The 21,323-nt window shown below is 39.9% G+C and carries 25 protein-coding genes and 1 riboswitch; of the genes, 18 read left to right on the top strand and 7 right to left on the bottom strand.

The genetic code is table 11. The annotated features are described in order from the left end of the window. Together ruvA and M1R56_RS02335 are read left to right on the top strand one after the other, a co-directional pair. A complete protein-coding gene (gene ruvA / locus M1R56_RS02340; RefSeq protein ID WP_248034467.1) occupies window positions 1-594 on the top strand; it encodes a Holliday junction branch migration protein RuvA in 594 nt (197 codons plus the stop codon). 9 nt (window positions 595-603) lie between these two features. Further along, window positions 604-1,170 carry a DNA-3-methyladenine glycosylase I gene (locus M1R56_RS02335; protein WP_248034466.1) on the top strand — a complete coding sequence of 189 codons (567 nt, stop codon included), beginning with the start codon at window positions 604-606 and terminating at the stop codon, window positions 1,168-1,170. Between the two features lie 52 nt (window positions 1,171-1,222). Here the strand turns inward: M1R56_RS02335 and M1R56_RS02330 are convergent, their stop codons facing one another. The 7 genes from M1R56_RS02330 to M1R56_RS02300 all read right to left on the bottom strand — a co-directional run bounded on the left by M1R56_RS02330 (window position 1,223) and on the right by M1R56_RS02300 (window position 7,792). Next, a complete protein-coding gene (locus tag M1R56_RS02330; protein ID WP_248034465.1) occupies window positions 1,223-2,260 on the bottom strand; it encodes a S66 peptidase family protein in 1,038 nt (345 codons plus the stop codon). Window positions 2,261-2,413: 153 nt separating this feature from the next. Beyond that, entirely contained in the window at window positions 2,414-2,677 is a 264-nt protein-coding gene (locus M1R56_RS02325; RefSeq protein ID WP_004250486.1) for a SemiSWEET family transporter, read from the bottom strand. 199 nt (window positions 2,678-2,876) lie between these two features. Beyond that, window positions 2,877-3,551 carry a DUF1129 domain-containing protein gene (locus tag M1R56_RS02320; RefSeq protein WP_006146142.1) on the bottom strand — a complete coding sequence of 225 codons (675 nt, stop codon included), beginning with the start codon at window positions 3,549-3,551 and terminating at the stop codon, window positions 2,877-2,879. A gap of 12 nt (window positions 3,552-3,563) precedes the next feature. Then, window positions 3,564-4,508: a magnesium transporter CorA family protein gene (locus M1R56_RS02315; RefSeq protein WP_000815631.1), complete on the bottom strand. Its 945-nt coding sequence runs from the start codon at window positions 4,506-4,508 to the stop codon at window positions 3,564-3,566. A gap of 171 nt (window positions 4,509-4,679) precedes the next feature. After that, on the bottom strand, window positions 4,680-5,846 hold the full coding sequence (locus M1R56_RS02310) for a site-specific integrase (RefSeq protein ID WP_248034464.1): 1,167 nt from the start codon (window positions 5,844-5,846) through the stop codon (window positions 4,680-4,682). A gap of 724 nt (window positions 5,847-6,570) precedes the next feature. Further along, window positions 6,571-7,110, bottom strand: a complete 540-nt coding sequence (locus M1R56_RS02305) for a hypothetical protein (RefSeq protein ID WP_248034463.1) — start codon at window positions 7,108-7,110, stop codon at window positions 6,571-6,573. Between the two features lie 58 nt (window positions 7,111-7,168). Further along, complete coding sequence (locus M1R56_RS02300; protein ID WP_248034462.1) at window positions 7,169-7,792, bottom strand: helix-turn-helix transcriptional regulator; 624 nt, start codon at window positions 7,790-7,792, stop codon at window positions 7,169-7,171. Window positions 7,793-7,998: 206 nt separating this feature from the next. Here M1R56_RS02300 and M1R56_RS02295 point away from each other — a divergent pair, with 206 nt between their 5' ends. From M1R56_RS02295 to M1R56_RS02220, 16 genes are all read left to right on the top strand, one after another. Further along, entirely contained in the window at window positions 7,999-8,199 is a 201-nt protein-coding gene (locus M1R56_RS02295) for a helix-turn-helix domain-containing protein (RefSeq protein WP_000040966.1), read from the top strand. Window positions 8,200-8,213: 14 nt separating this feature from the next. Next, on the top strand, window positions 8,214-8,840 hold the full coding sequence (locus tag M1R56_RS02290) for a Rha family transcriptional regulator (protein WP_248034461.1): 627 nt from the start codon (window positions 8,214-8,216) through the stop codon (window positions 8,838-8,840). Between the two features lie 305 nt (window positions 8,841-9,145). Next, entirely contained in the window at window positions 9,146-9,646 is a 501-nt protein-coding gene (locus M1R56_RS02285) for a hypothetical protein (RefSeq protein ID WP_248034460.1), read from the top strand. Window positions 9,647-9,656: 10 nt separating this feature from the next. Next, complete coding sequence (locus M1R56_RS02280; RefSeq protein WP_248034459.1) at window positions 9,657-9,857, top strand: hypothetical protein; 201 nt, start codon at window positions 9,657-9,659, stop codon at window positions 9,855-9,857. A 1-nt stretch (window position 9,858) separates the two neighbouring features. Then, the gene (locus M1R56_RS02275) at window positions 9,859-10,089 is read left to right on the top strand and encodes a hypothetical protein (RefSeq protein ID WP_248034458.1); all 231 of its coding nucleotides are present in this window, start codon (window positions 9,859-9,861) and stop codon (window positions 10,087-10,089) included. Then, window positions 10,070-10,411 (top strand): DNA-binding protein, encoded by a 342-nt coding sequence (locus M1R56_RS02270; RefSeq protein ID WP_248034457.1) that lies wholly within the window; start codon window positions 10,070-10,072, stop codon window positions 10,409-10,411. Before M1R56_RS02275 ends, M1R56_RS02270 begins: the two co-directional genes overlap by 20 nt. Next, window positions 10,404-10,679 (top strand): XRE family transcriptional regulator, encoded by a 276-nt coding sequence (locus tag M1R56_RS02265; RefSeq protein WP_248034534.1) that lies wholly within the window; start codon window positions 10,404-10,406, stop codon window positions 10,677-10,679. The genes M1R56_RS02270 and M1R56_RS02265 overlap by 8 nt, the downstream gene beginning before the upstream one ends. A gap of 140 nt (window positions 10,680-10,819) precedes the next feature. Then, complete coding sequence (locus M1R56_RS02260; protein ID WP_248034456.1) at window positions 10,820-11,680, top strand: primase alpha helix C-terminal domain-containing protein; 861 nt, start codon at window positions 10,820-10,822, stop codon at window positions 11,678-11,680. 79 nt (window positions 11,681-11,759) lie between these two features. Beyond that, a complete protein-coding gene (locus M1R56_RS02255; RefSeq protein ID WP_248034533.1) occupies window positions 11,760-13,202 on the top strand; it encodes a DNA primase family protein in 1,443 nt (480 codons plus the stop codon). A 361-nt stretch (window positions 13,203-13,563) separates the two neighbouring features. Continuing rightward, the gene (locus tag M1R56_RS02250; protein ID WP_248034455.1) at window positions 13,564-14,097 is read left to right on the top strand and encodes a hypothetical protein; all 534 of its coding nucleotides are present in this window, start codon (window positions 13,564-13,566) and stop codon (window positions 14,095-14,097) included. A 102-nt stretch (window positions 14,098-14,199) separates the two neighbouring features. Next, on the top strand, window positions 14,200-14,703 hold the full coding sequence (locus M1R56_RS02245) for a hypothetical protein (RefSeq protein WP_248034532.1): 504 nt from the start codon (window positions 14,200-14,202) through the stop codon (window positions 14,701-14,703). A gap of 321 nt (window positions 14,704-15,024) precedes the next feature. After that, window positions 15,025-15,444, top strand: coding sequence for a DUF1492 domain-containing protein (locus M1R56_RS02240; RefSeq protein WP_248034454.1), 420 nt, complete (start codon window positions 15,025-15,027; stop codon window positions 15,442-15,444). A 422-nt stretch (window positions 15,445-15,866) separates the two neighbouring features. Further along, window positions 15,867-16,382, top strand: coding sequence for a type II toxin-antitoxin system antitoxin SocA domain-containing protein (locus M1R56_RS02235; protein ID WP_248034453.1), 516 nt, complete (start codon window positions 15,867-15,869; stop codon window positions 16,380-16,382). After that, on the top strand, window positions 16,372-16,764 hold the full coding sequence (locus tag M1R56_RS02230) for a type II toxin-antitoxin system PemK/MazF family toxin (protein ID WP_248034452.1): 393 nt from the start codon (window positions 16,372-16,374) through the stop codon (window positions 16,762-16,764). Before M1R56_RS02235 ends, M1R56_RS02230 begins: the two co-directional genes overlap by 11 nt. 332 nt (window positions 16,765-17,096) lie before the next feature. Beyond that, on the top strand, window positions 17,097-19,928 hold the full coding sequence (gene uvrA / locus M1R56_RS02225) for an excinuclease ABC subunit UvrA (RefSeq protein ID WP_248034451.1): 2,832 nt from the start codon (window positions 17,097-17,099) through the stop codon (window positions 19,926-19,928). Continuing rightward, the gene (locus M1R56_RS02220) at window positions 19,921-20,982 is read left to right on the top strand and encodes a Xaa-Pro peptidase family protein (RefSeq protein ID WP_248034450.1); all 1,062 of its coding nucleotides are present in this window, start codon (window positions 19,921-19,923) and stop codon (window positions 20,980-20,982) included. The genes uvrA and M1R56_RS02220 overlap by 8 nt, the downstream gene beginning before the upstream one ends. 53 nt (window positions 20,983-21,035) lie before the next feature. Next, window positions 21,036-21,189, top strand: a riboswitch (M-box (ykoK) riboswitch). Window positions 21,190-21,323 lie beyond the last annotated feature (134 nt).

Genomic DNA, 21,323 nt, shown 5'->3' with positions numbered 1-21,323 from the left:
ATGTACGAATATCTAAAGGGTATTATTACCAAAATTACTGCTAAATACATCGTTCTAGAAGCTAACGGCATCGGCTACATCTTACACGTAGCCAATCCTTATGCTTACTCAGGACAAGTCAATCAAGAAGCGCAAATCTATGTGCATCAAGTTATTCGCGAAGACGCTCATCTACTTTACGGTTTCCGTTCAGAAGACGAGAAAAAACTCTTTCTCAGCTTGATTTCGGTGTCGGGCATTGGTCCTGTATCAGCTCTGGCTATCATTGCAGCTGATGACAATGCAGGGCTTGTTCAAGCCATCGAGACCAAGAATATAACCTACCTGACCAAGTTCCCTAAAATCGGGAAGAAAACAGCCCAACAGATGATCTTGGACCTAGAAGGTAAGGTGGTTGTGGCAGGAGACGATCTCCCTGCTAAGGCTACAATTCCATCTAGTAGTGACAACCAAGAATTGGAAGAAGCCATGGAAGCCATGTTGGCACTGGGCTACAAGGCAACAGAGCTCAAGAAAATTAAGAAATTCTTTGAAGGAACGACAGATACAGCAGAGAATTATATCAAGTCGGCCCTTAAGATGTTGGTGAAATAGGAGATTTCTATGTCAAAACGCTGTGGCTGGGTTAAAATGAACAACCCTCTGTATGTAGCCTACCACGATGAGGAATGGGGTCAACCCCTACATGACGATCGAGCGCTTTTTGAGTTATTGTGCATGGAAACCTATCAGGCAGGCCTGTCTTGGGAAACGGTGCTCAACAAACGCCAAGCTTTCCGTCAAGCTTTTCATGGTTACCAAATTCAAGCTGTTGTAGACATGACGGATGAAGAACTGGAATCTTTGTTAGAAAATCCAGCTATCATTCGTCATCGCGCCAAAATTTTTGCGACGCGAGCTAATGCCCAGGCCTTTCTACAAGTTCAGAAAGAGTATGGCTCTTTTGATGCTTATCTCTGGTCTTTTGTAGATGGGAAAATCATCGTTAATGATATCCCGGACTACAGTCAAGCACCAGCCAAAACGCCTTTGTCTGAAAAAATATCCAAGGAACTCAAAAAACTTGGCTTCAAGTTCACAGGACCAGTCGCTGTTTTATCCTTTCTACAAGCTGCAGGGCTAGTTGATGACCATGAGAATGATTGTGAATGGAAAAGTGGAAATAAGTGACGTTAGATGTCTAGAACATCTGAGAATATAGAAGAAAGCTGAGAAATTCATCTCAGCTTTCTTTGTTATAGTCAAAGCGAATGACTTGCTCTGTTGCATCTACATGGGCGTGAACTCCAAAGGGGACAATTGCTCTTGGAGTCGCGTGTCCAACATTCAGATTATAGACAATTGGGATATTGCTATCAATGATATCCAATAGTGCCTCTTTATAGTCGTCATAGAAAGTTTCATCCATAGGTTTCCCGACCAAGAGTCCACTGATGACCTCGAATATACCAGTTTCCTTTAAAGTCCGCAACATCTTTTTGAAGTTGTCAGGTTCAGGCTTTTCTTCGCTTGTTTCTAGCAAGAGAATCTTTCCTTCCCAGTCTGACAAGTCAGGGAAAAGTTTGTATTTTTGGCAGAGGTCTGTGCTATCTGCATATCGAGAGTTGTCAAAGATATCGTAGAGGGATTCGAGGCAACCGCCAAGGATTTCTCCCTCAAACTGAGCAGTGCCTTGTAACAACTCAAAACCAGTATTTGCATGGCTGACACGAGGAGTTCCCAGTGCCTTGGGACTGAAGTCAGTTCTTTCCTCATACCAAACGTCACTAGGGCGGATTTCCGAGATTCTTCCCGTTTCAATCAATTCTTTGAAGTAGTGGAGGCTATATGGCAACATTTCTTTGTCTAACTCACAAATGTCTGCTAAAAATGATTGGCCGTAAAAAGTCTTAATTCCTAGTTTATGCAACATGAGATGGTTCATGGTCGTATCCGAGAAGCCAAGAAAAATTTTTTGTTTGATAACCTTTTGTAGTTGGTCATTTTCAAAAAGATAAGGTAGTAAGCGATAGGTATCGTCTCCACCAATGGCGCATAGGATCATGTCGATACTATCATCAGAAAAGGCCTGAATCAAATCCTCTGCACGTGCTTCAGGATGTTCTTTGATAAAATCTAAGCCTTTTAGCGAATGGGGTAAAAAGATAGGATTGAGTCCTAGATCCTTGAGACGTTGAATACCCAAGTCCACTTCGTGTTTGACAAAGTCTTCTCCGATAATGCCACTAGACAAACTAACAATACCAATAGTAGAAATCATATCTCATCCTCCTAGAAATAAATTGATGCTATTGTATCACAAAAGAAGAGGGGAAACAACAAGAATTAGAATCAGAAAAAGGCTTTTAGATCACAAAAGTAAGCAAAAAAGCAACCGCTCGATGTGGTTGCATTTTTTATAGTAGTTGCATTCTTATAGAGCAGTAAGGAAGGTCAGTCCGCCAAGGATAACCCCAGCCGAGTTTGGAATGATTAGAATCCAGTCTTTCTTAGGCTCTTTTGTCCATCCATAAATGACCCAGATTAAGCAAGAAACAGCTGCTGATAAAGGTTGGAATGGTTGAGCTTTGTTCCCTTGTAAATTGGCAAAAATTTGGGGGATGTAGGCTATAAATACAATAATCCCGATAAAGGCACCAATTGAACCGACAATTTGATTAATTCTCTGTTTAGTCATATATATTTCTCCTTATTGCTTTATTAGTATAACAGAAAAACAGCTTGGATTCAAGGGTAAAACCTTGGGATTCTAAGGGAAGACTTTACATTAGAATGTTATTAGAAAATGTGGCTACTTTTCTTTGGAGAATCAAAAAATGATTTGGAACTACAAAAAAGTAGTCTGTCTACAAAACACACTACTTTTATTGTTTATCTTAATATCTAGCAGGTCCTGCACTTGCACTCTTGATGTTGAAACGTTTTTTGAGGTAGAAACGTAGGGCAAGGAGAGCTCCTCCAATCACCAACAAAACAAGTGGTGGGAGACTAATGTTGATGGCTTGTGGAAGGAAATTACTCAAGAAGAGGATGAAGACCCATGCAAACATGGTTGCTAGCATGACCAAAAGTGATTTCCAGAATGGAGGGCGTTGGCTACGGTCAGTATCTGGTCCGTAGTAGCGGTAGATGAAGTGGTAGAGAAGGTAGAAGGCAACTCCTCCGAAGGCCCCTACACTGATGAGTGTTACCAAACCGTAAGCCACTGGTTGGTTTGAGAAGAAGCTCATCAAGGCACTAACTACTGCAAACAGTCCTGTAATGAAAAGGGCTGAATCCAACATCATCAATTTTGGATCGTCGTTTTCCTTTGGATGTTCTTTCTCGTATTGCTCTTTTTCGCTAAAGCTGTGAGCCCAGTGAGTTGGTGCTCCGTAAATTGAACGAGCAGTTACACCTTTTGGTTGTTCTTCAAGGATATGAGGAATGACTTCTTCAAGGATGGCCTTGATTTCAGCGTCGGTTTTTCCGTCCTTGAGAAATTGTTGGGTTGCAATGTGGATAAATTCTTGGTTTTTCTTGGTTAATTCTTTTAAATCAATCTGTGACATAATAACTCCTGTTTAGAACCATTTTTTATGGATGAGGTAAAGAGTGAGAGAAACACTCATAGCAAAGGCGATAAAGACGATGAGCCAGAAAGCATGCGGTTCTCCGTTTAAAGGAATTTCATTATCCTTAAAGTTCATTCCGTAAGCTGAGAAAATCATGGTCGGGATGGACATAACGATGGTCACAAGTGCCAAGGTTTTCATGATATTGTTCTGGTTGTTTGAAATAATAGAAGCGAAGGTCTCTGTCATAGAGTGAAGGACGTTTCCATAGATGTCCGCCATCTCGATGGCCTGTTGCGTTTCAATCAAGGTATCTTCCAGTAAGTCTTCGTCTTCGAGATATTTCTTGATATTGCTAGTTGCGCTGGTCAATTTTTTAATCACGCGCTCATTTGTCTTAAGTGAAGCTTTGAAGTAGACGATGGTCTTTTCCAACTCCATGAGTTCAATCAATTCTTCGTTTCGAGTAGATTTGTGAAGTTGGCTTTCAATCTGCTCACTCTTACGTTCGATTGAACGGAGGGCTGTTAGGTAAATCTCCGCATTGCGGTAGAGGATTTGGAAGATGAAGCGCGAACGCATGAAGGTATAGAAATTTCGAAGCCTACGATTGATAAAGACATCAAGAAGTGGTAGAGGCTCCAAGCAAGTGGTAATAATAGCCTCTTCTGTGATGATAATCCCCAAGGGAATAGTCACATAGTAGGTCTGGTTATTTCTTTCCTCTGTGATTGGGACGTCTACGATGATCAAAGTGTACTCATCTTCGATGGTGATACGTGACATCTCTTCCGCATCGAGTGGTGCACGGAGGTCAGCGATATCAATATCAAAAGCAGAAGCGATTTCCATCGATTCGCTCTGGGTAGGATTGACGAGATTGATCCAAGTGCCCGGCTGGAGCGTATCGATCTCTTTAAATTCAGTTGTTGTTGAGAGAAAGACTTGTTTCATATCTCCTATCCTTTCCTAATCTATTCTGTGTTTAAGTGATTTTTGACACCGTACTATTATACTACAAAATCGGCTTTTTTCAAACAAAATCTTACAAAAACACCGTTGTTATTGGCTTTTCACTTTGTCTTGAAATGTTGATTTTGGAATTTGCTCCCCTTTTTGCTCCCCTTATAGTGCTTTTAGTGCAGTTTCGTAGAATGAGACTGCTTTTTTTGCATTCTCTTTTGAGAGGTGGCTATAAATGTCCATAGTCATGGATAAAGTAGAATGACCTAAACGGTGCTGAAATTCTTTGTAAGGAATGCCAGAGTTAAGCAATAAACTAGCGTGAGTATGACGGAATCCGTGAAAGCCAATGTTAGGAACATCAGCACGCTTAAAATGTGTTAGCAATCTTCTTTTAAGTTTTGAACTGCAAGGATATTCATGAATGAAATCAGAGAATACCACGCTTTCACGTTGTCCTATCTTCCAGGCCTCTTTAGTTTGGCGTAGTTTGTACTGTTTCAGCATGCTAACAGTCGCTTGATCTATATCTATATCCCGATAACTAGCCTTAGATTTTGGGCTATTGATTTCTAGATCCCGATTTAGTGTTTTGGTGATGTGTACAATGGCATTATCTAAATCTATATCAGACCAGGAAAGGGCTAAAGCTTCATTGATGCGACAACCAGTAGCCAATAGGAACTTATAGAGCGTTGCCTCATAGTAATAACGATATCTATTGCTATCTAAATTATCGAGATAACCAAGAAACTTTTTTAATTCTGGATTTTCAAAGTGCTTTACTTTTTGTCGTTTTGCTTTCTGAGTGTTACGAGGTAAAACAACATCACGGGCAGGATTGGACGGTATAGCTTGCATGGTTACGCCATACTGTAAGATACGTTTGTTTAAAGCATGTATCTTGTCATAGTGTAGAAAAGCCCCCTTTTCCCCTCTGTTAGTCTTGTCAGCAAGTTTGTTGATAATTGACTGGATAAGTGGAGTAGTGAGCTTATCGAGCTTGTAGGCCCCAAAATTAGGCAATATATGATTATCGATTAGCTTTCTAACATTGCCTTGAGTGTTTGGCTTAACAGTATTTTTATAACTTTCCCACCAGAGACTGGTTAATTCCTGATAGCTTGTTATGGTACTAGCTTTTTGTCTAGTAGATCCTGCTTTTTGAAAAGCTATTTTTTCCTGATTGGCTTTCTGCTTAACTTCCTTTTGCGTCCGACCTGTTACCTTAGTTTTAACTTTCTTTCCTGTTACCTGGTCAATTCCTAGATATACATTAGCACGGTAGACTTTACTACCGTCTTTTTTTATAACTTCAGTTATTTTCATGATGATAAACCTTTCTAAAATACATCAGCAGGCAAGCTATTATTAAAAAGGTTTTAGATTGTGGTTTATATCATGTCAGGGCTTCACAGTTTGCCCCACATTCGATTTTAAAGAGTCAGGCGGTAAATAATACCAGAGTTGGAAATAAGGCGGATATGGGGCTATTATGGGCTTGTTTATAGTAAACAGGTCTGTATTTAAAATTTTTTCAAAGTTCGAGTTTATTTTTTGAGTTTTGTTGAATAGCTGGTATTCTGCTTTTACTTTATCTTTCGCAACCTTGGCAACCACGATTTTCCGGAGTCTTCACAGCCTATTTTGCTTTGTCTATAACTTGGTTAAAGTTACGCCGCTCCATATATTCTAGAATGGTTTGTAATTCTCTGGCGTACCAAGATTCTACTCCGTAAAATTGGTAGATATAGAGCTTATACGGGTAAATGTTGGAAAAAAGTCGGATTTTCAAGAATACTGGAAAAAAACAATTTCCTTCATTTTCTGAGTCCCTAAAAAGCGATGGGGTAAAAAATTCCAAACCCGTTTCTATTAGTTCTTAATAGTTGGAAAACTAACATTTCTAACACCCTAAAAAGGGGAAGGGAGTGGTTGATAGACAAGTTAGCATTTGTTGACTTGTCTTTTTTATTGCTATTTTGCAATTTCCCTTGTTTTTGCACAATAGACCATGAAAAGATGGTTGCTATTGGCGAATATGGGGGAGTTTTTATTGTACGATGATTTCGCCAACAGGGATAATATCTTTTTGTTTTGAAGATTTTGCGATTAAGTCGTATTGATCAGCAGATTTTTCATACCCAAGGGAAAGAGTAGTATTGTCGTCTGGTAACTTTTTAGCAAATTCAGAAATAGCCATACGAATCAAAGTGATTGCATTGTTTTGGTCAGTAGTAGCAGAATTAGAATTAACTGCATCCAGAGTTTCTTTTATGCTATCCTTAGCCGTTCCAGTTAGCAAAATCATGATTGCGTCATGCGGTTCGGATGAATCTGAATCGATTACGCTGTTTTGAATTTTTACGCTTATTGCTCCAGTTGATTCAGGATCTAATTTTGATTTGATTTCAGAAATCAGATCATCATATTTACTGTTGTCTACTTTGGCTTTTGTATTTGTTGAAGTAGTGTTTTTTTGCTCAGTTTTTGGTTGCTCCGAGCTATCTTTGGTAGCTGATTGATTGTTAGAGCAAGCTACTAGAACAGTAGCAGTAAGCAAGATTGCTGATGTGGTTAGTAGTTTTTTCATGGATGCTCTCCTTTTTTAATTCTCTCTGTATATGTCCACGACTTCGCCGATGGTGCGCTTAATACTCCAAGTAGTCGCGTTCGCCATATGCTGATTGCAAGACTTTCAAGAGTTTTGCAGTTTTTTCTTTTGTTCTGGTTTCTTCAGAGATATATCCGTGAATTTGCTCATCTAAATCATTTCTAGCAAACTCGTTACCGAAAACAAATGAGTAAGATTTGATTATTTGTTTGGCTTCGTCGGTATTAGAAAAAAGTAAATTATTAAAATGTGTACCTCTTGGTGTGGAATTATTAAGATTGGCAGACTGCACCATAGAGTACAGAGATAAAATTTCTTCATCACTGACAAAGATAGTGTTATCACGGAAAAATGTAATGAAGTCTTTAAACATCTTTTCCTGGAGCTTTTTGTTAGAACGTTCCAAAGAGTAAGCTAAAATCATCCCCTTTTCAGGTTCTATTACAACTTCATCGTCATATATTTCAGAATCATCAATATACCCCAACATATATCCAACACTTACCCCGAAGTAGTCAGCTAGTTGCTGGGCTTTTTCTGGTTTGATTTGGCTTTCTCCGTTTTCCCAATTTTGAAGAGTCCGATAATGAACCCCAATATTTTCAGCTAACTCTTTTTGAGATAGCTTTTTTTCTTGTCTTAATTCTTTCAATCTATTCATGTTTTATCACACCTTTCACAGATGATTATATACTATATCTTAGAAAAAGTACATTTTTTTTGTGCAAAAATTAAAAAAATAGTTGACAACAGAAAAAATATTGTGTATCATACAATTTAAGCACAGAAAAAATGTGCAAACCCCTCCAACCTTTCACACTTTCAATCTATTCATGGAGGGGGGATTTTTTAGAAAGGGGGAAAGCTATGAGCAAACTACGAGGCTATCGGGTTATGTTAGGACTGACTCAGCAACAGATGGCGGACAAACTAAAAATTTCTTTGCAGTCATACAACAACAAAGAATTAGGTAAAACGCCATTCAATGACAAAGAACGCCTAGCGATTAAGTCAATGGTTGCAGAAATCAAATCAGATATAACCATAGATGAACTATTTTATAGCTAGAAAGGAGCAAACCAATGGAACTAGTCTACATGGACGGCAAGAAAGAGCCGTATACGCTGAGCAGTATTGTTGCAGAATACACGGGATTGCAACATCACACAATAACCAAGACGATCCGCAAACATCAAGCAAGGTTTGAACAGCTCGGAAAGGTTGGATTTAAAATCCAAGCTATGGAGAGTGGCCAGAATACCAAGGACTATATTTTGAATGAGCAACAAGCGACCTTGTTAGTTACATTCTTAAAGAATACCGAGCAAGTGGCCAACTTCAAAACCAACCTGGTCAAAGCATTCTTTGAAATGCGTGAGGAACTTTCTAAGTTTCGTATGCAGAGGGCGATAGAAAAGCCAAAAAGAAAAGCCTTGTATGACAGCATTGAGAACTGGGAACAAGCACCAAAGCACGCGCATAGCACCATGAACAACTTGCTACTGAAAGCAGTAACCGACAGGAACGCCAAGCAGTTGAGGGAAGAACGTGGGGGCTATAACGGCATTGATAGCTTGACCAGTGAGGAACTGGAGCAGTACCAGGCATTTGAGGACATGGTCATAGCCATGATTGGCTTGAATATGAGTTATCAGGAAATCAAGTCCATGGTATTCAGAAATAAAAAACCACGCCCTAAATGCGCGTGATTGAAACAAAAAAGGCTTACCGAGACCAATCAGCAAAGCCTTTCACACTAACACTAAAACGAATTTAACAACGCAGGCAAGCTATTATTAAAAGGGTTTTAGTAAAGATTTATACCTAAATTATAGCATATTTAGGACATTTTGACCATACGGAGAGCGCCAACTCTTTAAACTGGTCATCACTCCATGCGTTCGCCAACTTGGGGCAATCGCCCAGCGTTTGGAGTGGTGCTAATACTGTATAGGAAACGACAATTAAAAGGCCATCAGGGCAATTACACAACATAGAAACAAAGGTAAAAAACATGTTAGCAGATAAATTCGAAGCTATTTCAACAGATTTAGAAGAAATACAAGGAAGTCTTACAGGGGTTAGAAATATCATAGCTAAAAGAGCAATCAGTAGGGTATTGAATGACTTGGATGATGTTTATAATGAACTAACTAGCACAGAATACCATGAACAACAGCAAACGCTAAAGGAACAGACGGAAAGGATGAAACAGAGGGTGATTGCTGAGGTAATAGGTGAACTAGAAGGACGAGAAGAGTCTTCTTACAGAAATTTTTGGGGGGATACTAAGTTTATAAAGCTACTTTCCAACTTTGATGGTTTTCTTTTCTTAAACACTTACCTAGCTGAAATAACTAAAGAAAATGCCTACCCGATGAATCAAAGCCAGTTATTAAATTACGTTTGGGAAGTCATAGCGGTTGATATCGCAAAGAAAAAACGAGGGAAAAAGAACGTTTTGGATTCATGGACAGACTCATCCTTATATACTCGTGGAATGATGATTGATTAGGAGCAATAAAATGACACTAGACTTAGACAACATGACACAAGCAGAATTTGATAAACGAATGGCTGAAATCAAGGAGAGACACCCTAACCTCTTCCAGTTTATCTCTGATTTTGTAGATCGAAAAGTAAGCACTGAAGAGGTGGACGACTTCCTGAAGATGGGACGAAGCGACCAAGTGGACTACATCAAGAACTATAAAGCGAGGGCATAACATGAACGAACTAGATTTAACCAACACACAGGCAATTATCTTTCTTGTGGTACTTATTGGTTTACTACTCTATCTAAACCACCGAGACCGGCAAAAAAGCGCCCAAATTGAGCGAGAAAACAAACAGACGATAGAAACACCTAGCGAGGATTTAAACCCTGATTATGGCCGTTATATCCAGCTTGCAGGGGTCAACTATGGGGAGGAATTGAATGAGTCTGACAGAGAATGACAAGCGAGTATTAAGACTAATCAAAGTGGGGGCTGAAAACTCCATCACAGGGGCAGAAATCAGCTTAATCACCAAGCTGGCAGAAAGAACTGTACAGGACATTATCAGTCGCCTAATCACGCGCTACGGTGTTCCTATCATCGGGGTACGTCACGGAGCTTTCAGAGGCTACTTTATCCCAGCTAACAAAGAGGAGCTACTGGACGGAGCAAAGGCATTCTATAACCAGGTACAGGAAGAACAGAAACGCCTAACAGTCCTTTTAAATGCTGATTTAGAGAGTTACAAGCAACTACTGAAGGGAGCGGATGAATATGTTTAGTTTAAGCAAAGAAAGTGAAAACGAGTTAGCTCATGGCGTTTTAAACCTTGTAGAAAAATACCTGGATGCGCGTGCTATACTCAAACTACGGTTGACAGGGTTAATCTCAGCTCAGGAAGCCATGGACGAGTTAGATATAAAGTACAAGACACTCCAAAAGTGGGAAGATGCTGGGCTAAGACGATACCAGCCCCCACTAGAAGATACTAGGAAAATCTATTATAGAATTTCTGACATCTGGAAGTTTCTGGGGGTAGAAAATGGGTAGATACATGACAGAACCAGCTTATGAGGGTATGAAGTTAGCCCAGGAAGATAAAACCAAGGACAGACTCCCAAAGTTGAAGCAACTCAAAGAACGGAAACAACTGAAGAAACTGAAGAAAAAACGCAAAAAGGGGCGATAGTATGACAATTTATGAGGCTAAAGGCTTTCAGAGTAATCTTGTCTATCCATTTGATAAGATTGAGCCGTTCCAGTACATTGAACGCTTTAAGCCTTTGGTAGTCCCTGAAGGGGCAAACATTGAAGAATTTAAACGTACACAAGCGCCTTACTGTATCAGTGGGAAAGTGACACCAGAAAAGAATGGCAGTTACAAGCGAAACAACTCCAGTCTAATCTATCGGGATTTGATTTTTCTTGATTATGACGATATACAGGGCACGTCTGAGGACTTCATAGAAGCCGTTTCTAGCGCCTTGTTTGGCTACTCCTATATTTTATACCCCACTATCAAACATTGTTTAGAAAAGCCCCGTTTTCGCCTTGTGGTGAAGCCTGACAACGTGATGAATGAGGCAACCTATAAGCAGGTAGTCAAGGAGATAGCGGACAAGATAGGGATATCCTTTGACATGGCCAGTCTGACCTGGTCACAACTCCAAGGGCTACCAGTAACAACAGGAGAACCATCAGAATATCAGAAAATTGTCGAGCACGGCCTAGATTATCCAGTCCCCAAGGTTGAACCAAGAGCGAAGCAAGAAACTACTGGAAAATTCACACCCAGAACGAGTGGCCAGAGATCAATGACCATGAGAATCATTGACACGCTTTTCAACGGATTTGGAGACGAGGGAGGGCGTAACGTGGCACTTACACGATTTGTAGGCTTACTCTTTAATAAGTGGGTTGATTGTGATCTAGAAACCGCCTACGAACTTACAAAGATAGCCAATAGCGTGACGGCTGAACCTTTACCAATCGAGGAACTAGATCGTACATTCAGTAGCATAGCACGGGCAGAATACAGAAAGAGAGGGTAGAACCATAGAACTAGAAGAATTAGAAAACCTAAAAAGTGAAATCTTGGAGGTGAGAGAACAAGAACAGCCTTCTAGAACGATGAAGGAATTAGAAAATCGTATCTTTAAAGCTGGTGAAGAATGGCGGGCAGAACATACCGAAACAAAGGTAAACGAGTCCACAGGGGACGTTACTGAAAAGGTTGCTATGCCCCAAACATTCACAGTAGCTAAAATACTGAGCGAGATTGTCACGTTTACTTTTATCAGCAAGAGCAACATAGCTGATTATAGCCTACTCTATATCTATGATTTAGATGAAGGTATCTATACCGCTAGTAATGATCTTTTCAATCTTTTGTGTAAGACTTTTGACGTGAGAATTAAACCCAGAGAGTGGCCTCAGATTAAGTTAATGGTTAGAACACTGACAAAGATACAAAAGCCTTTAGAAAGTGCTGACCTTATCCCTGTAAAAAATGGAATTATTAACCTAAAAACAAAGGAACTACTCCCTTTTAGTCCTAAGTATGTAATTACAAGTAAGATAAGCACGGCTTACCACGCGCCCACACATGTTCCAAGAGATAGAGAAGGTAAAACCTTTGATGATTGGTTAAACTCAATCGCCTGTAATGACAGTGAACTGGTAACACTATTTTGGCAGATTATACTTGAAGCTATTAACCCTAACCATACCCTAAATAAGTTTGCTATCTTCTACGGGGACGGTAACAATGGTAAGGGAACATTTCAGCGCTTCCTTATCAATCTGATAGGAGAAAGCAATATATCAGCCTTAAAACCTGCACAGTTTGCTGAAAAGCATAACCTAGAAACCCTGGTAGGCAAAGTTTGTAATATTGGGGATGAAGCACCTAACGAATACTTAAAAAATCCGTCGGATTTAATGAGTATCACTAGTGGCGACACCGTTCTAGTCAATCCAAAAGGTCGGCCAGCTTTTGAAGCTACTTTTAAGCTATTCAACATCTTTTCAGGCAACTATATCCCCAATGGTGGGAACAAGACAAAAGGCTGGTATCGTAGAATTATGATCGTACCTTTCAATGCGGACTTTAATGGGGAAAAGGAAAAACCTTGGATAAAAAACGAGTTTTTAGCAAACAAGGAAGTCCTAGAGTATGCCCTATACAAAGCTATCAATCAAGAGCCATTTACTCACTTTATCGAACCTAAATCAGTCAAAGACCTGCTAGAAGAATACCAAGAGGATAATGACTACTTACTTTCATGGGTTAAGCATGAATACATGGAAAGAGGTTGGCATGAGCTGGACGTGGTACCCGTTTTTATACTGACCAGATCACTGAAACATTATGCTGAAGATATGGGCATACCCAAGCCCAATGTTTACGGGGCAGGAAAAGATACTATCAGACACCTACAACAGTTAACACCTAATAAGTATCAACTTAAAAAAGCTCGTGTTAGGATTGAAGATTTTGACAAACTGGATCCGTTGGAGTTTGAGAGACCTAAATTGGGTCGAGTAAATCACGCTATAACTAAAAAAGAATAATGTTGACCTTCTCATAACGCTCTAAACCATTGATATGACTGGGTTTTTACGAAATTTGTTGACCTTCTTGTTGACCTTGTTTTAAAGAAGGTCAACATCCTAAACCCTTGATAGCACTAGTTTTATAGCCTTTATGTTGACCTTGTTACCTTCTTTTTAACTCTCTATATAGGAAAAAATAGTATTTATATATATAAGGGCAAGGACTTCAAAAGAAGGTCAACATGGTAACAAAGTGACCTAAACCCTTGTGGCAGTAAGGGTGAACTATGTTACCTAGAAGGTCAACAAAATACCAAAGAAGGTCAACAGATTGCAAAAATTACATAATTTACCTTAAAATAAGAGAGGAAAAAACAACATGACATTAAAAACATTTTCAGACAAAGCAAAAACATTCACTTTCACTTACTATTTTTGTGATCAGGCGACCGCTCAAGTAGCAGGTCACGCGCTACTGGGATACATGACTGGGACATATTGCCAGCCTGTAATCTCATTGACCTACAAGGATAAAGGCACGCTTGTTGCTGAGTATGTGGAAGATCACAAGCTAAACAAGACTTTCAAGCGTATTTGTGACAGCTTTAAAGACTACCACAAACAACCAGGAGAGGCTGCAGCGTTTGAAGAATGTTACAAACGGGAGCGCGTGCTTCAACTCAAAGAGTCAGAGGATTTTGAGAGTTTGCTCAATAAGGTTACAGACTACGAGCTAGAACTATTAGACTATGCTGATCGCTTGCTTTCTGATGAGCCTATCCCTATGGACTCTATGACCGCTTTTGGTACGTTGGAAATGCTGGGCGATGAAAGTATTAGCCTACTCCAAAAGCTGGACGTAGAAGGCGAATATAAAGGTCTTGCTGATTATGTGGCAGAGACAGAAAGCTAGAACTATCAAGAGAGGCGCTAGCCTCTTTTTGTGGTTTCATTGCTACTGAACCCAATCGATTTGGGTTTTTCTATATAAAGGTATTTTGAACGAATGGAAATTATAAAATCAATAACCATAGAAACGTTTATAAAGCCAATGAAAGGCAAGAATATTAGTTATGGAATAGCTGAGTTGGACGGTAGAAAACTAGAAATAGACCTAGATAATCTGTATATCACCTTTGATCGTGATCATTTTGATTTAGCAAGCATACCAGGAACTAAGGGAGGAAATCGCTACTTCTTTCTCTGTCCTATTTGTGGTAATCGATGCAGAAAACTCTATAAGAGATTTTTGCTATATGGTTGTGGATCATGCCAGAAAATACACAAATCAACACTGAACCGAAGTAAGACAGATTGCCAATACTATTGGGAGCTTGCGCTGAGGGAAGCTAGAAAGGTAGAACCAGGTTGGAGTCCCAAACGTGGCGGATATATGTTCGATGGTTTTCCTGAAAGACCAAAATATATGAAACGTGACAAGTATTATAAGCATTATCAAAAGTTTGTGAACTACACCAAGAAAGGAGATAGTTTTTGGCTGAATGGATTGAGATTGTGAGACAATATGAAGTAGTTTTTTGGAACATTTTCAAAAAAATCAAAATAAAGATCACAGTTACAACAGTTCAATTACAAGATACTAAACATGTATGAATACGAGACAGGAGGCAGAGCTACCCCCTTTATTTTTAGACGGGGGTATATTTTGCTAAAGTACAAGAACGCCGCCCTCGTTTGTGCAGAAAATTCCTTTTTTGAAATGTTTTTGAAGTTGGTAGCATGTGGTTTTACTAAGTGTTTAGCTTGATTTTTTGATCGATAAAGCTACTACTCAATTATCCCTTTTCCAACCACAAAAAAAGTATAAAGGAGTCCCAGCGTGAACGTTGAACAGATTGAGAAAAAGCTGAAGAATTGTAAAAAGTCAGATATGATCATTAAAAAATTGCAATTAAAGCTAGACAGTTTAAACCATGGACTATTAGCTGGATCTAACCAAACTGACATAAGAGTAACAACCAGCAAAACAAATACTACTGAAAATAAGCTACTTGAAACCTTGCAACTAAAAGACGAGGTAATAGAGCAGCTCAACGCTATTGTGAATGAGCGTATAGAAGTCATAGATTTAATAGACCAGTTAGATGAAATTGAGGAATGGTTAGTATTGACAATGTTATATGTGAATAACCTCCCTTTGGCTCAGGTTTGTAAGGAGTTGAAGATAAGCAAGGTTAACGTATATAGAATTAGAAAGCAAGCTTTAGAAAACTTGGCCAGAGTGAAAAATACTGTTTAGATTAAACCTTACTACAAGAATTAGAAGCATGTGAGTAGGCAAATGTAGGCATAGGCTCCATATTTACCTGCTATTTTGATTTATTTTCGTACTGGACAACTAAAAACACCATGTATAAACTACAAGCCCTTAGAAACGAATATGGGGGCTTTTGCGAGGTCATAAGCCCATAACCCACGCGCTTCATGGTATAATATATCTATCAGCAATCAGAAATTAAAGTATGGAAAAGTATGTACATATTTCGTCAATAATATAAAACTAAATAACCATATTTAGTTTACAAAAAATGATTAAAATCATTGACAAAAAGTTTAAAAAAAGTTATATTAAAAACGGTTATATAATTTAACAAAAAAACAAACACAGGTGACAGATGTGGTACTTGTGTTTTTATTTGTATGACTAAGGAGGAAGAAGATATGAGCAAGACAATTGATGTCGCAAAATATTTGATTTATGCTTATGAACAAATGTCTAACTCAAGATTCGAAACGCAAGAATTAAAATTACAGAAGTTGATGTATTTCGCACAACGTGAAAGTTTTGCTTTAACTGGTGCCCCCCTTTTTTCTAGCGATTTTGAGGGATGGGTACATGGACCAGTTCTTGTAGAGTTGCGCTATTTTTTTGAACAATCCTATGTTCCTTACGATGGTGATAGCTCATCACTGAGTGAAACAGATAAATACATCATTGAGAGCGTTATCAATAAATACAGTCAATATGATGCGTGGTATCTTAGAAATTTATCTCATGAAGAATTATCATGGAAAAACAGCCGTAATGGTCTAAACGATAGCGAAATCGGAAATAAAATCATTTCTAAAGAAGATATCAAAAAAGATGCGGAAAAAGTCCGAGTTTATGACCATCAATATGATATGTATTTAGATGAATTCGATGACTTTAATGAGGAGGTTTATCTTGCGGGATAATTCTTCTCTTGTTGGTACTATAAAGTCTTCACGGATGCCATATTATGATGTCAGCACTAGTTCGATAAAGTATAAAGCTCGACCAGTCCTTATTTTAAAAGCTGAAAATGAATCAGGATTCAGTGATTTTACTGTTTTACCAATTTCATCAATTAGCAATAAAAAAAATATCGATCCAAAGTTTGATGTTGAAGTCACAAAAAATATGTATCCACTTTTGAAGTTGACTAAAGATGAATGCTATATTCGTTGTGGTAAGTTTATGACCATCCATCAAAATAATTTAGGAGTTCCAGAAATTTCCAATTTGAAAGACAGCTATCCTGATTTATGGGAACATATTATCAGTCTTGCTAAAGAGTATATTTCTGATGTGAAATAAAAATTAATGCTCGTAGTTGATAGTTTTTTTATAAAAATATCTTATATAAAAAGCACCCTTCAAAGGGTGCTAAATCTTGCCTGCTGAACTCATCAAATTTTAGCCCTTTTGTGGGGCTTTTTTGCTCCCCTTTTTGCGTACTTTGGGGGAGCAAGTAGTAAAAAGTAATATTAGTGATTTTTGTTAAAAAGCGCGTGATATAAGGGTTAGAAAGCCCTAAGGAAACATAAAATAAGCAGTTTTTTATTATACTACAAAATCGGCTTTTTTGGTAATAGAATTTCACTTTTTTTGGTATAATGGAAAGCAACAATGAACTAGAAAGAAGTAATATGCAAGATAAGATTGTCATCCATGGGGCACGCGCCCATAATTTAAAAAATATTGATGTGGAAATTCCGCGTGACAAGCTAGTTGTGGTGACGGGACTATCTGGATCAGGAAAGTCTAGTTTAGCCTTTGATACCCTTTATGCAGAAGGGCAGCGTCGCTATGTTGAGAGTCTGTCAGCCTATGCCCGTCAGTTCTTGGGCAATATGGAAAAGCCAGATGTGGACTCTATCGATGGTCTCAGCCCTGCCATTTCCATTGACCAGAAAACGACTAGTAAAAATCCTCGTTCGACGGTTGGAACAACGACGGAAATCAACGATTATCTACGTCTTCTCTATGCACGTGTAGGGACACCCTACTGTATCAATGGACATGGGGCTATCAAGGCTTCGTCTGTCGAACAGATCGTAGACAAGGTTTTGGAATTGCCAGAGCGCCAGCGTCTGCAGATTTTGGCTCCTGTTATTCGTAAGAAAAAGGGTCAGCATAAGACGCTGATTGAAAAGATTCAAAAGGATGGTTACGTCCGTGTCCGTGTCGATGGAGTTGTCTACGACGTGACTGAAGTTCCTGAACTTGAAAAGAATAAGCAACACAACATTGATGTGGTGGTAGACCGTATCATTATCAAAGAAGGTATCCGTAGTCGTCTCTTCGATTCGATTGAAGCAGCTCTCCGTATCGCTGAAGGTTATGTCGTTATTGATACTATGGATGATTCAGAGTTGCTCTTTTCAGAACACTATGCTTGTCCAGTATGTGGATTTACGGTTCCAGAGCTAGAACCCCGTCTCTTCTCCTTCAATGCACCGTTTGGCTCCTGTAGTGAGTGTGATGGTTTGGGGATCAAGCTAGAGGTTGATACGGACTTAGTCGTACCAGATGCTAGTAAGACTCTTCGTGAGGGAGCCTTAGCGCCTTGGAATCCGATCTCTTCTAACTATTATCCAAATATGCTGGAACAAGCCATGACAGCTTTTGGAGTGGATATGGATAGGCCTTTTGAGGACTTGTCTGAGGCGGATAAACATCTCATCTTCTATGGTTCAGATGGGAAAGAATTCCATTTCCACTATGAGAATGAATTCGGCGGAGTTCGTGATATCGACATTCCATTTGAAGGAGTGCTTGGAAATATCAAGCGTCGCTATCATGAAACCAATAGCGACTACACTCGTACACAGATGCGTCTCTATATGAACGAGCTGACTTGTGGCACTTGTCATGGTTATCGTCTCAATGACCAAGCCTTATCTGTTCGAGTAGGGGGAGAAAAAGGGCTCCATATCGGAGAAATTTCAGACCTCTCCATCGCAGACCATTTGGAGGTCCTTGATCAACTAACTCTATCTGAAAATGAAGCTATTATCGCTCGTCCTATCCTCAAGGAAATCAAGGACCGCTTGACTTTCCTCAATAATGTGGGTCTCAACTATCTAACCCTTTCTCGCTCGGCAGGAACTTTATCAGGTGGGGAGAGCCAACGTATTCGCTTGGCGACTCAGATTGGTTCTAACCTATCAGGTGTTCTTTATATTCTAGACGAGCCGTCAATCGGTCTTCACCAGAGGGATAATGACCGTCTGATTGCCAGTCTCAAAAAGATGCGTGATTTGGGCAATACTCTTATAGTAGTGGAACATGACGAAGATACCATGCGTGAGGCTGATTATCTGATTGACGTTGGTCCCGGTGCGGGAGTATTTGGTGGGGAGATTGTTGCTGCAGGTACGCCCAAACAGGTGGCTCGCAACAGCAAGTCTATCACAGGCCAGTACTTGTCAGGCAAACGTGCCATTCCAGTGCCAGAAGAGCGCCGTGTTGGAAATGGTCGTTTTATTGAGGTGACAGGAGCGCGTGAAAACAACCTACAAAATATTACTGCGCGCTTCCCCTTAGGAAAATTTATCGCTGTGACTGGTGTATCTGGTTCAGGGAAATCGACCTTAATCAACAGTATCCTCAAAAAAGCCATTGCTCAAAAGCTCAATCGCAATTCAGACAAGCCTGGTAAGTTTAAATCCATTACAGGGATTGAACATATCGACCGTCTGATAGACATTGACCAGAGTCCAATTGGACGAACACCGAGGTCTAATCCTGCGACTTATACAGGAGTTTTTGACGATATACGTGACCTTTTTGCCCAGACAAATGAAGCCAAGATTCGTGGCTATAAGAAGGGGCGTTTCAGTTTCAATGTCAAGGGTGGGCGCTGTGAGGCCTGCTCGGGTGACGGGATTATCAAGATTGAGATGCACTTCTTGCCAGATGTTTACGTAGCTTGCGAAGTCTGTCATGGGACTCGTTACAATAGTGAAACCCTAGAAGTTCACTACAAGGAAAAGAATATCTCGCAAGTCTTGGATATGACGGTCAACGATGCAGTAGAATTTTTCCAACACATTCCGAAAATTCAACGCAAACTTCAGACCATCAAAGATGTTGGTCTAGGATATGTGACCTTGGGACAACCAGCTACGACACTTTCTGGAGGAGAGGCCCAGCGTATGAAGTTGGCTAGTGAACTCCACAAGCGCTCAACAGGCAAGTCTTTCTACATTTTAGATGAACCGACAACTGGTTTGCATACTGAGGACATCGCTCGTCTACTCACCGTTTTGTCCCGCTTTGTCGATGATGGCAATACAGTTCTCGTCATTGAGCACAATCTGGATGTTATCAAAACAGCAGACCATATTATCGACCTAGGCCCAGAAGGAGGTGTCGGCGGTGGAACCATCATCGCAACAGGAACTCCAGAAGAAGTAGCGGCCAACGAAGCCAGCTACACAGGACACTATTTGAAAGGAAAGTTACATCATGAATAAACGTGTACAAGCATTTCTAGCTAAAATGCAAGAAAAAGAATTAGATGGCATCATCATCAATAACCTTAAAAATGTCTATTACCTGACTGGTTTTTGGGGTTCAAACGGAACAGTCTTTATCAGCCGTGACCGTCAGGTCTTGGTGACAGACTCTCGCTATATCATTGCAGCCAAGCAAGAAACCAGTGGTTTTGAGATTGTGGCTGACCGTGATGAATTGGCTGTCATTGCTGGCATTGTTAAGGACATGGGCTTGTCTCGAATCGGTTTTGAGGACGAGATTTCAGTGTCTTATTATCACCGTATGCAGGCAGCTTTTGCGGGTTTGGACTTGCTTCCACAAACTCAGTTTGTTGAAGGTCTTCGCATGATTAAAGATGAGACGGAGATTGCAGCGATTCGCAAGGCTTGTTCTATCTCAGACCAAGCTTTCCGCGATGCTCTTGACTTTATCAAGCCAGGGAAGACAGAAATTGAAATTGCCAACTTCCTTGACTTCCGCATGCGTGAGTTGGGAGCATCTGGCTTGTCTTTTGATACCATTCTAGCGAGCGGTATTAACTCTTCTAAACCCCATGCTCACCCAATGCACAAGCCAGTAGAACTAGGCGAAGCTATCACTATGGACTTTGGGTGCCTTTACGAGCATTATGTGAGTGATATGACTCGGACCATCTACCTCGGTCATGTCAGTGACGAGCAGGCAGAGATTTACAATACAGTTCTAAAAGCCAACCAAGCATTGATTGACCAAGCTAAGGCTGGTTTAGGTTTCCGTGACTTTGATAAGATTCCTCGTGACATTATTGTGGAAGCAGGCTATGGAGAATATTTTACACACGGTATCGGGCACGGGATTGGACTTGATATCCACGAAGAACCTTACTTTAGCCAAACTTCCAAAGAAGTTATCAAAACTGGTATGGTCTTGACTGATGAACCGGGTATTTATATTGAAGGTAAATACGGGGTTCGTATTGAAGATGACATCCTGATTACAGATACCGGTTGTGAGTTATTAACCCTTGCTCCAAAAGAATTAATCGTAATCTAAGAAAAATGAGATAAATCGTTGACTTTTACTAGTTAAAGGTTTATACTGAAAGGCGAAAACGGTAGGTGAGGCTACCATAGGGATACGGATGACTACCGCAAAGCAGTGGAGACACTACTCGTTGGTCAACAGTCATGGTCGCGAAGGTCAAGACTAAGCTCATTACATCGCCCTATGGAGTTAAAGCTTGAACGAAAACAGATAATAAGTTTTTTAGTCCTGCCATTTTATGGTAGGATTTTCTGCTGTTTTAGAACAAAGAAAGGAGACAAACGATGCAAATTGACGATCATCCAGAACCGCACATACACAGCCAATCGCTGATTTGTGTCGTTCTGTCC

This window comes from Streptococcus sp. oral taxon 431 (assembly GCF_023115445.1).
Lineage (GTDB): Bacteria > Bacillota > Bacilli > Lactobacillales > Streptococcaceae > Streptococcus.
Note: the sequence above shows the minus strand (reverse complement) of the source record. Positions and strands in the feature narration are given on the sequence as shown.

Bases quoted from the DNA above. Each gene is read 5' to 3' on its own strand.
- ruvA (WP_248034467.1), top strand. From the start codon at position 1: ATGTACGAATATCTAAAGGGTATTATTACCAAAATTACTGCTAAATAC.
- M1R56_RS02335 (WP_248034466.1), top strand. From the start codon at position 604: ATGTCAAAACGCTGTGGCTGGGTTAAAATGAACAACCCTCTGTATGTA.
- M1R56_RS02330 (WP_248034465.1), bottom strand. From the start codon at position 2,260: ATGATTTCTACTATTGGTATTGTTAGTTTGTCTAGTGGCATTATCGGA.
- M1R56_RS02325 (WP_004250486.1), bottom strand. From the start codon at position 2,677: ATGACTAAACAGAGAATTAATCAAATTGTCGGTTCAATTGGTGCCTTT.
- M1R56_RS02320 (WP_006146142.1), bottom strand. From the start codon at position 3,551: ATGTCACAGATTGATTTAAAAGAATTAACCAAGAAAAACCAAGAATTT.
- M1R56_RS02315 (WP_000815631.1), bottom strand. From the start codon at position 4,508: ATGAAACAAGTCTTTCTCTCAACAACAACTGAATTTAAAGAGATCGAT.
- M1R56_RS02310 (WP_248034464.1), bottom strand. From the start codon at position 5,846: ATGAAAATAACTGAAGTTATAAAAAAAGACGGTAGTAAAGTCTACCGT.
- M1R56_RS02305 (WP_248034463.1), bottom strand. From the start codon at position 7,110: ATGAAAAAACTACTAACCACATCAGCAATCTTGCTTACTGCTACTGTT.
- M1R56_RS02300 (WP_248034462.1), bottom strand. From the start codon at position 7,792: ATGAATAGATTGAAAGAATTAAGACAAGAAAAAAAGCTATCTCAAAAA.
- M1R56_RS02295 (WP_000040966.1), top strand. From the start codon at position 7,999: ATGAGCAAACTACGAGGCTATCGGGTTATGTTAGGACTGACTCAGCAA.
- M1R56_RS02290 (WP_248034461.1), top strand. From the start codon at position 8,214: ATGGAACTAGTCTACATGGACGGCAAGAAAGAGCCGTATACGCTGAGC.
- M1R56_RS02285 (WP_248034460.1), top strand. From the start codon at position 9,146: ATGTTAGCAGATAAATTCGAAGCTATTTCAACAGATTTAGAAGAAATA.
- M1R56_RS02280 (WP_248034459.1), top strand. From the start codon at position 9,657: ATGACACTAGACTTAGACAACATGACACAAGCAGAATTTGATAAACGA.
- M1R56_RS02275 (WP_248034458.1), top strand. From the start codon at position 9,859: ATGAACGAACTAGATTTAACCAACACACAGGCAATTATCTTTCTTGTG.
- M1R56_RS02270 (WP_248034457.1), top strand. From the start codon at position 10,070: ATGAGTCTGACAGAGAATGACAAGCGAGTATTAAGACTAATCAAAGTG.
- M1R56_RS02265 (WP_248034534.1), top strand. From the start codon at position 10,404: ATGTTTAGTTTAAGCAAAGAAAGTGAAAACGAGTTAGCTCATGGCGTT.
- M1R56_RS02260 (WP_248034456.1), top strand. From the start codon at position 10,820: ATGACAATTTATGAGGCTAAAGGCTTTCAGAGTAATCTTGTCTATCCA.
- M1R56_RS02255 (WP_248034533.1), top strand. From the start codon at position 11,760: ATGAAGGAATTAGAAAATCGTATCTTTAAAGCTGGTGAAGAATGGCGG.
- M1R56_RS02250 (WP_248034455.1), top strand. From the start codon at position 13,564: ATGACATTAAAAACATTTTCAGACAAAGCAAAAACATTCACTTTCACT.
- M1R56_RS02235 (WP_248034453.1), top strand. From the start codon at position 15,867: ATGAGCAAGACAATTGATGTCGCAAAATATTTGATTTATGCTTATGAA.
- uvrA (WP_248034451.1), top strand. From the start codon at position 17,097: ATGCAAGATAAGATTGTCATCCATGGGGCACGCGCCCATAATTTAAAA.
- M1R56_RS02220 (WP_248034450.1), top strand. From the start codon at position 19,921: ATGAATAAACGTGTACAAGCATTTCTAGCTAAAATGCAAGAAAAAGAA.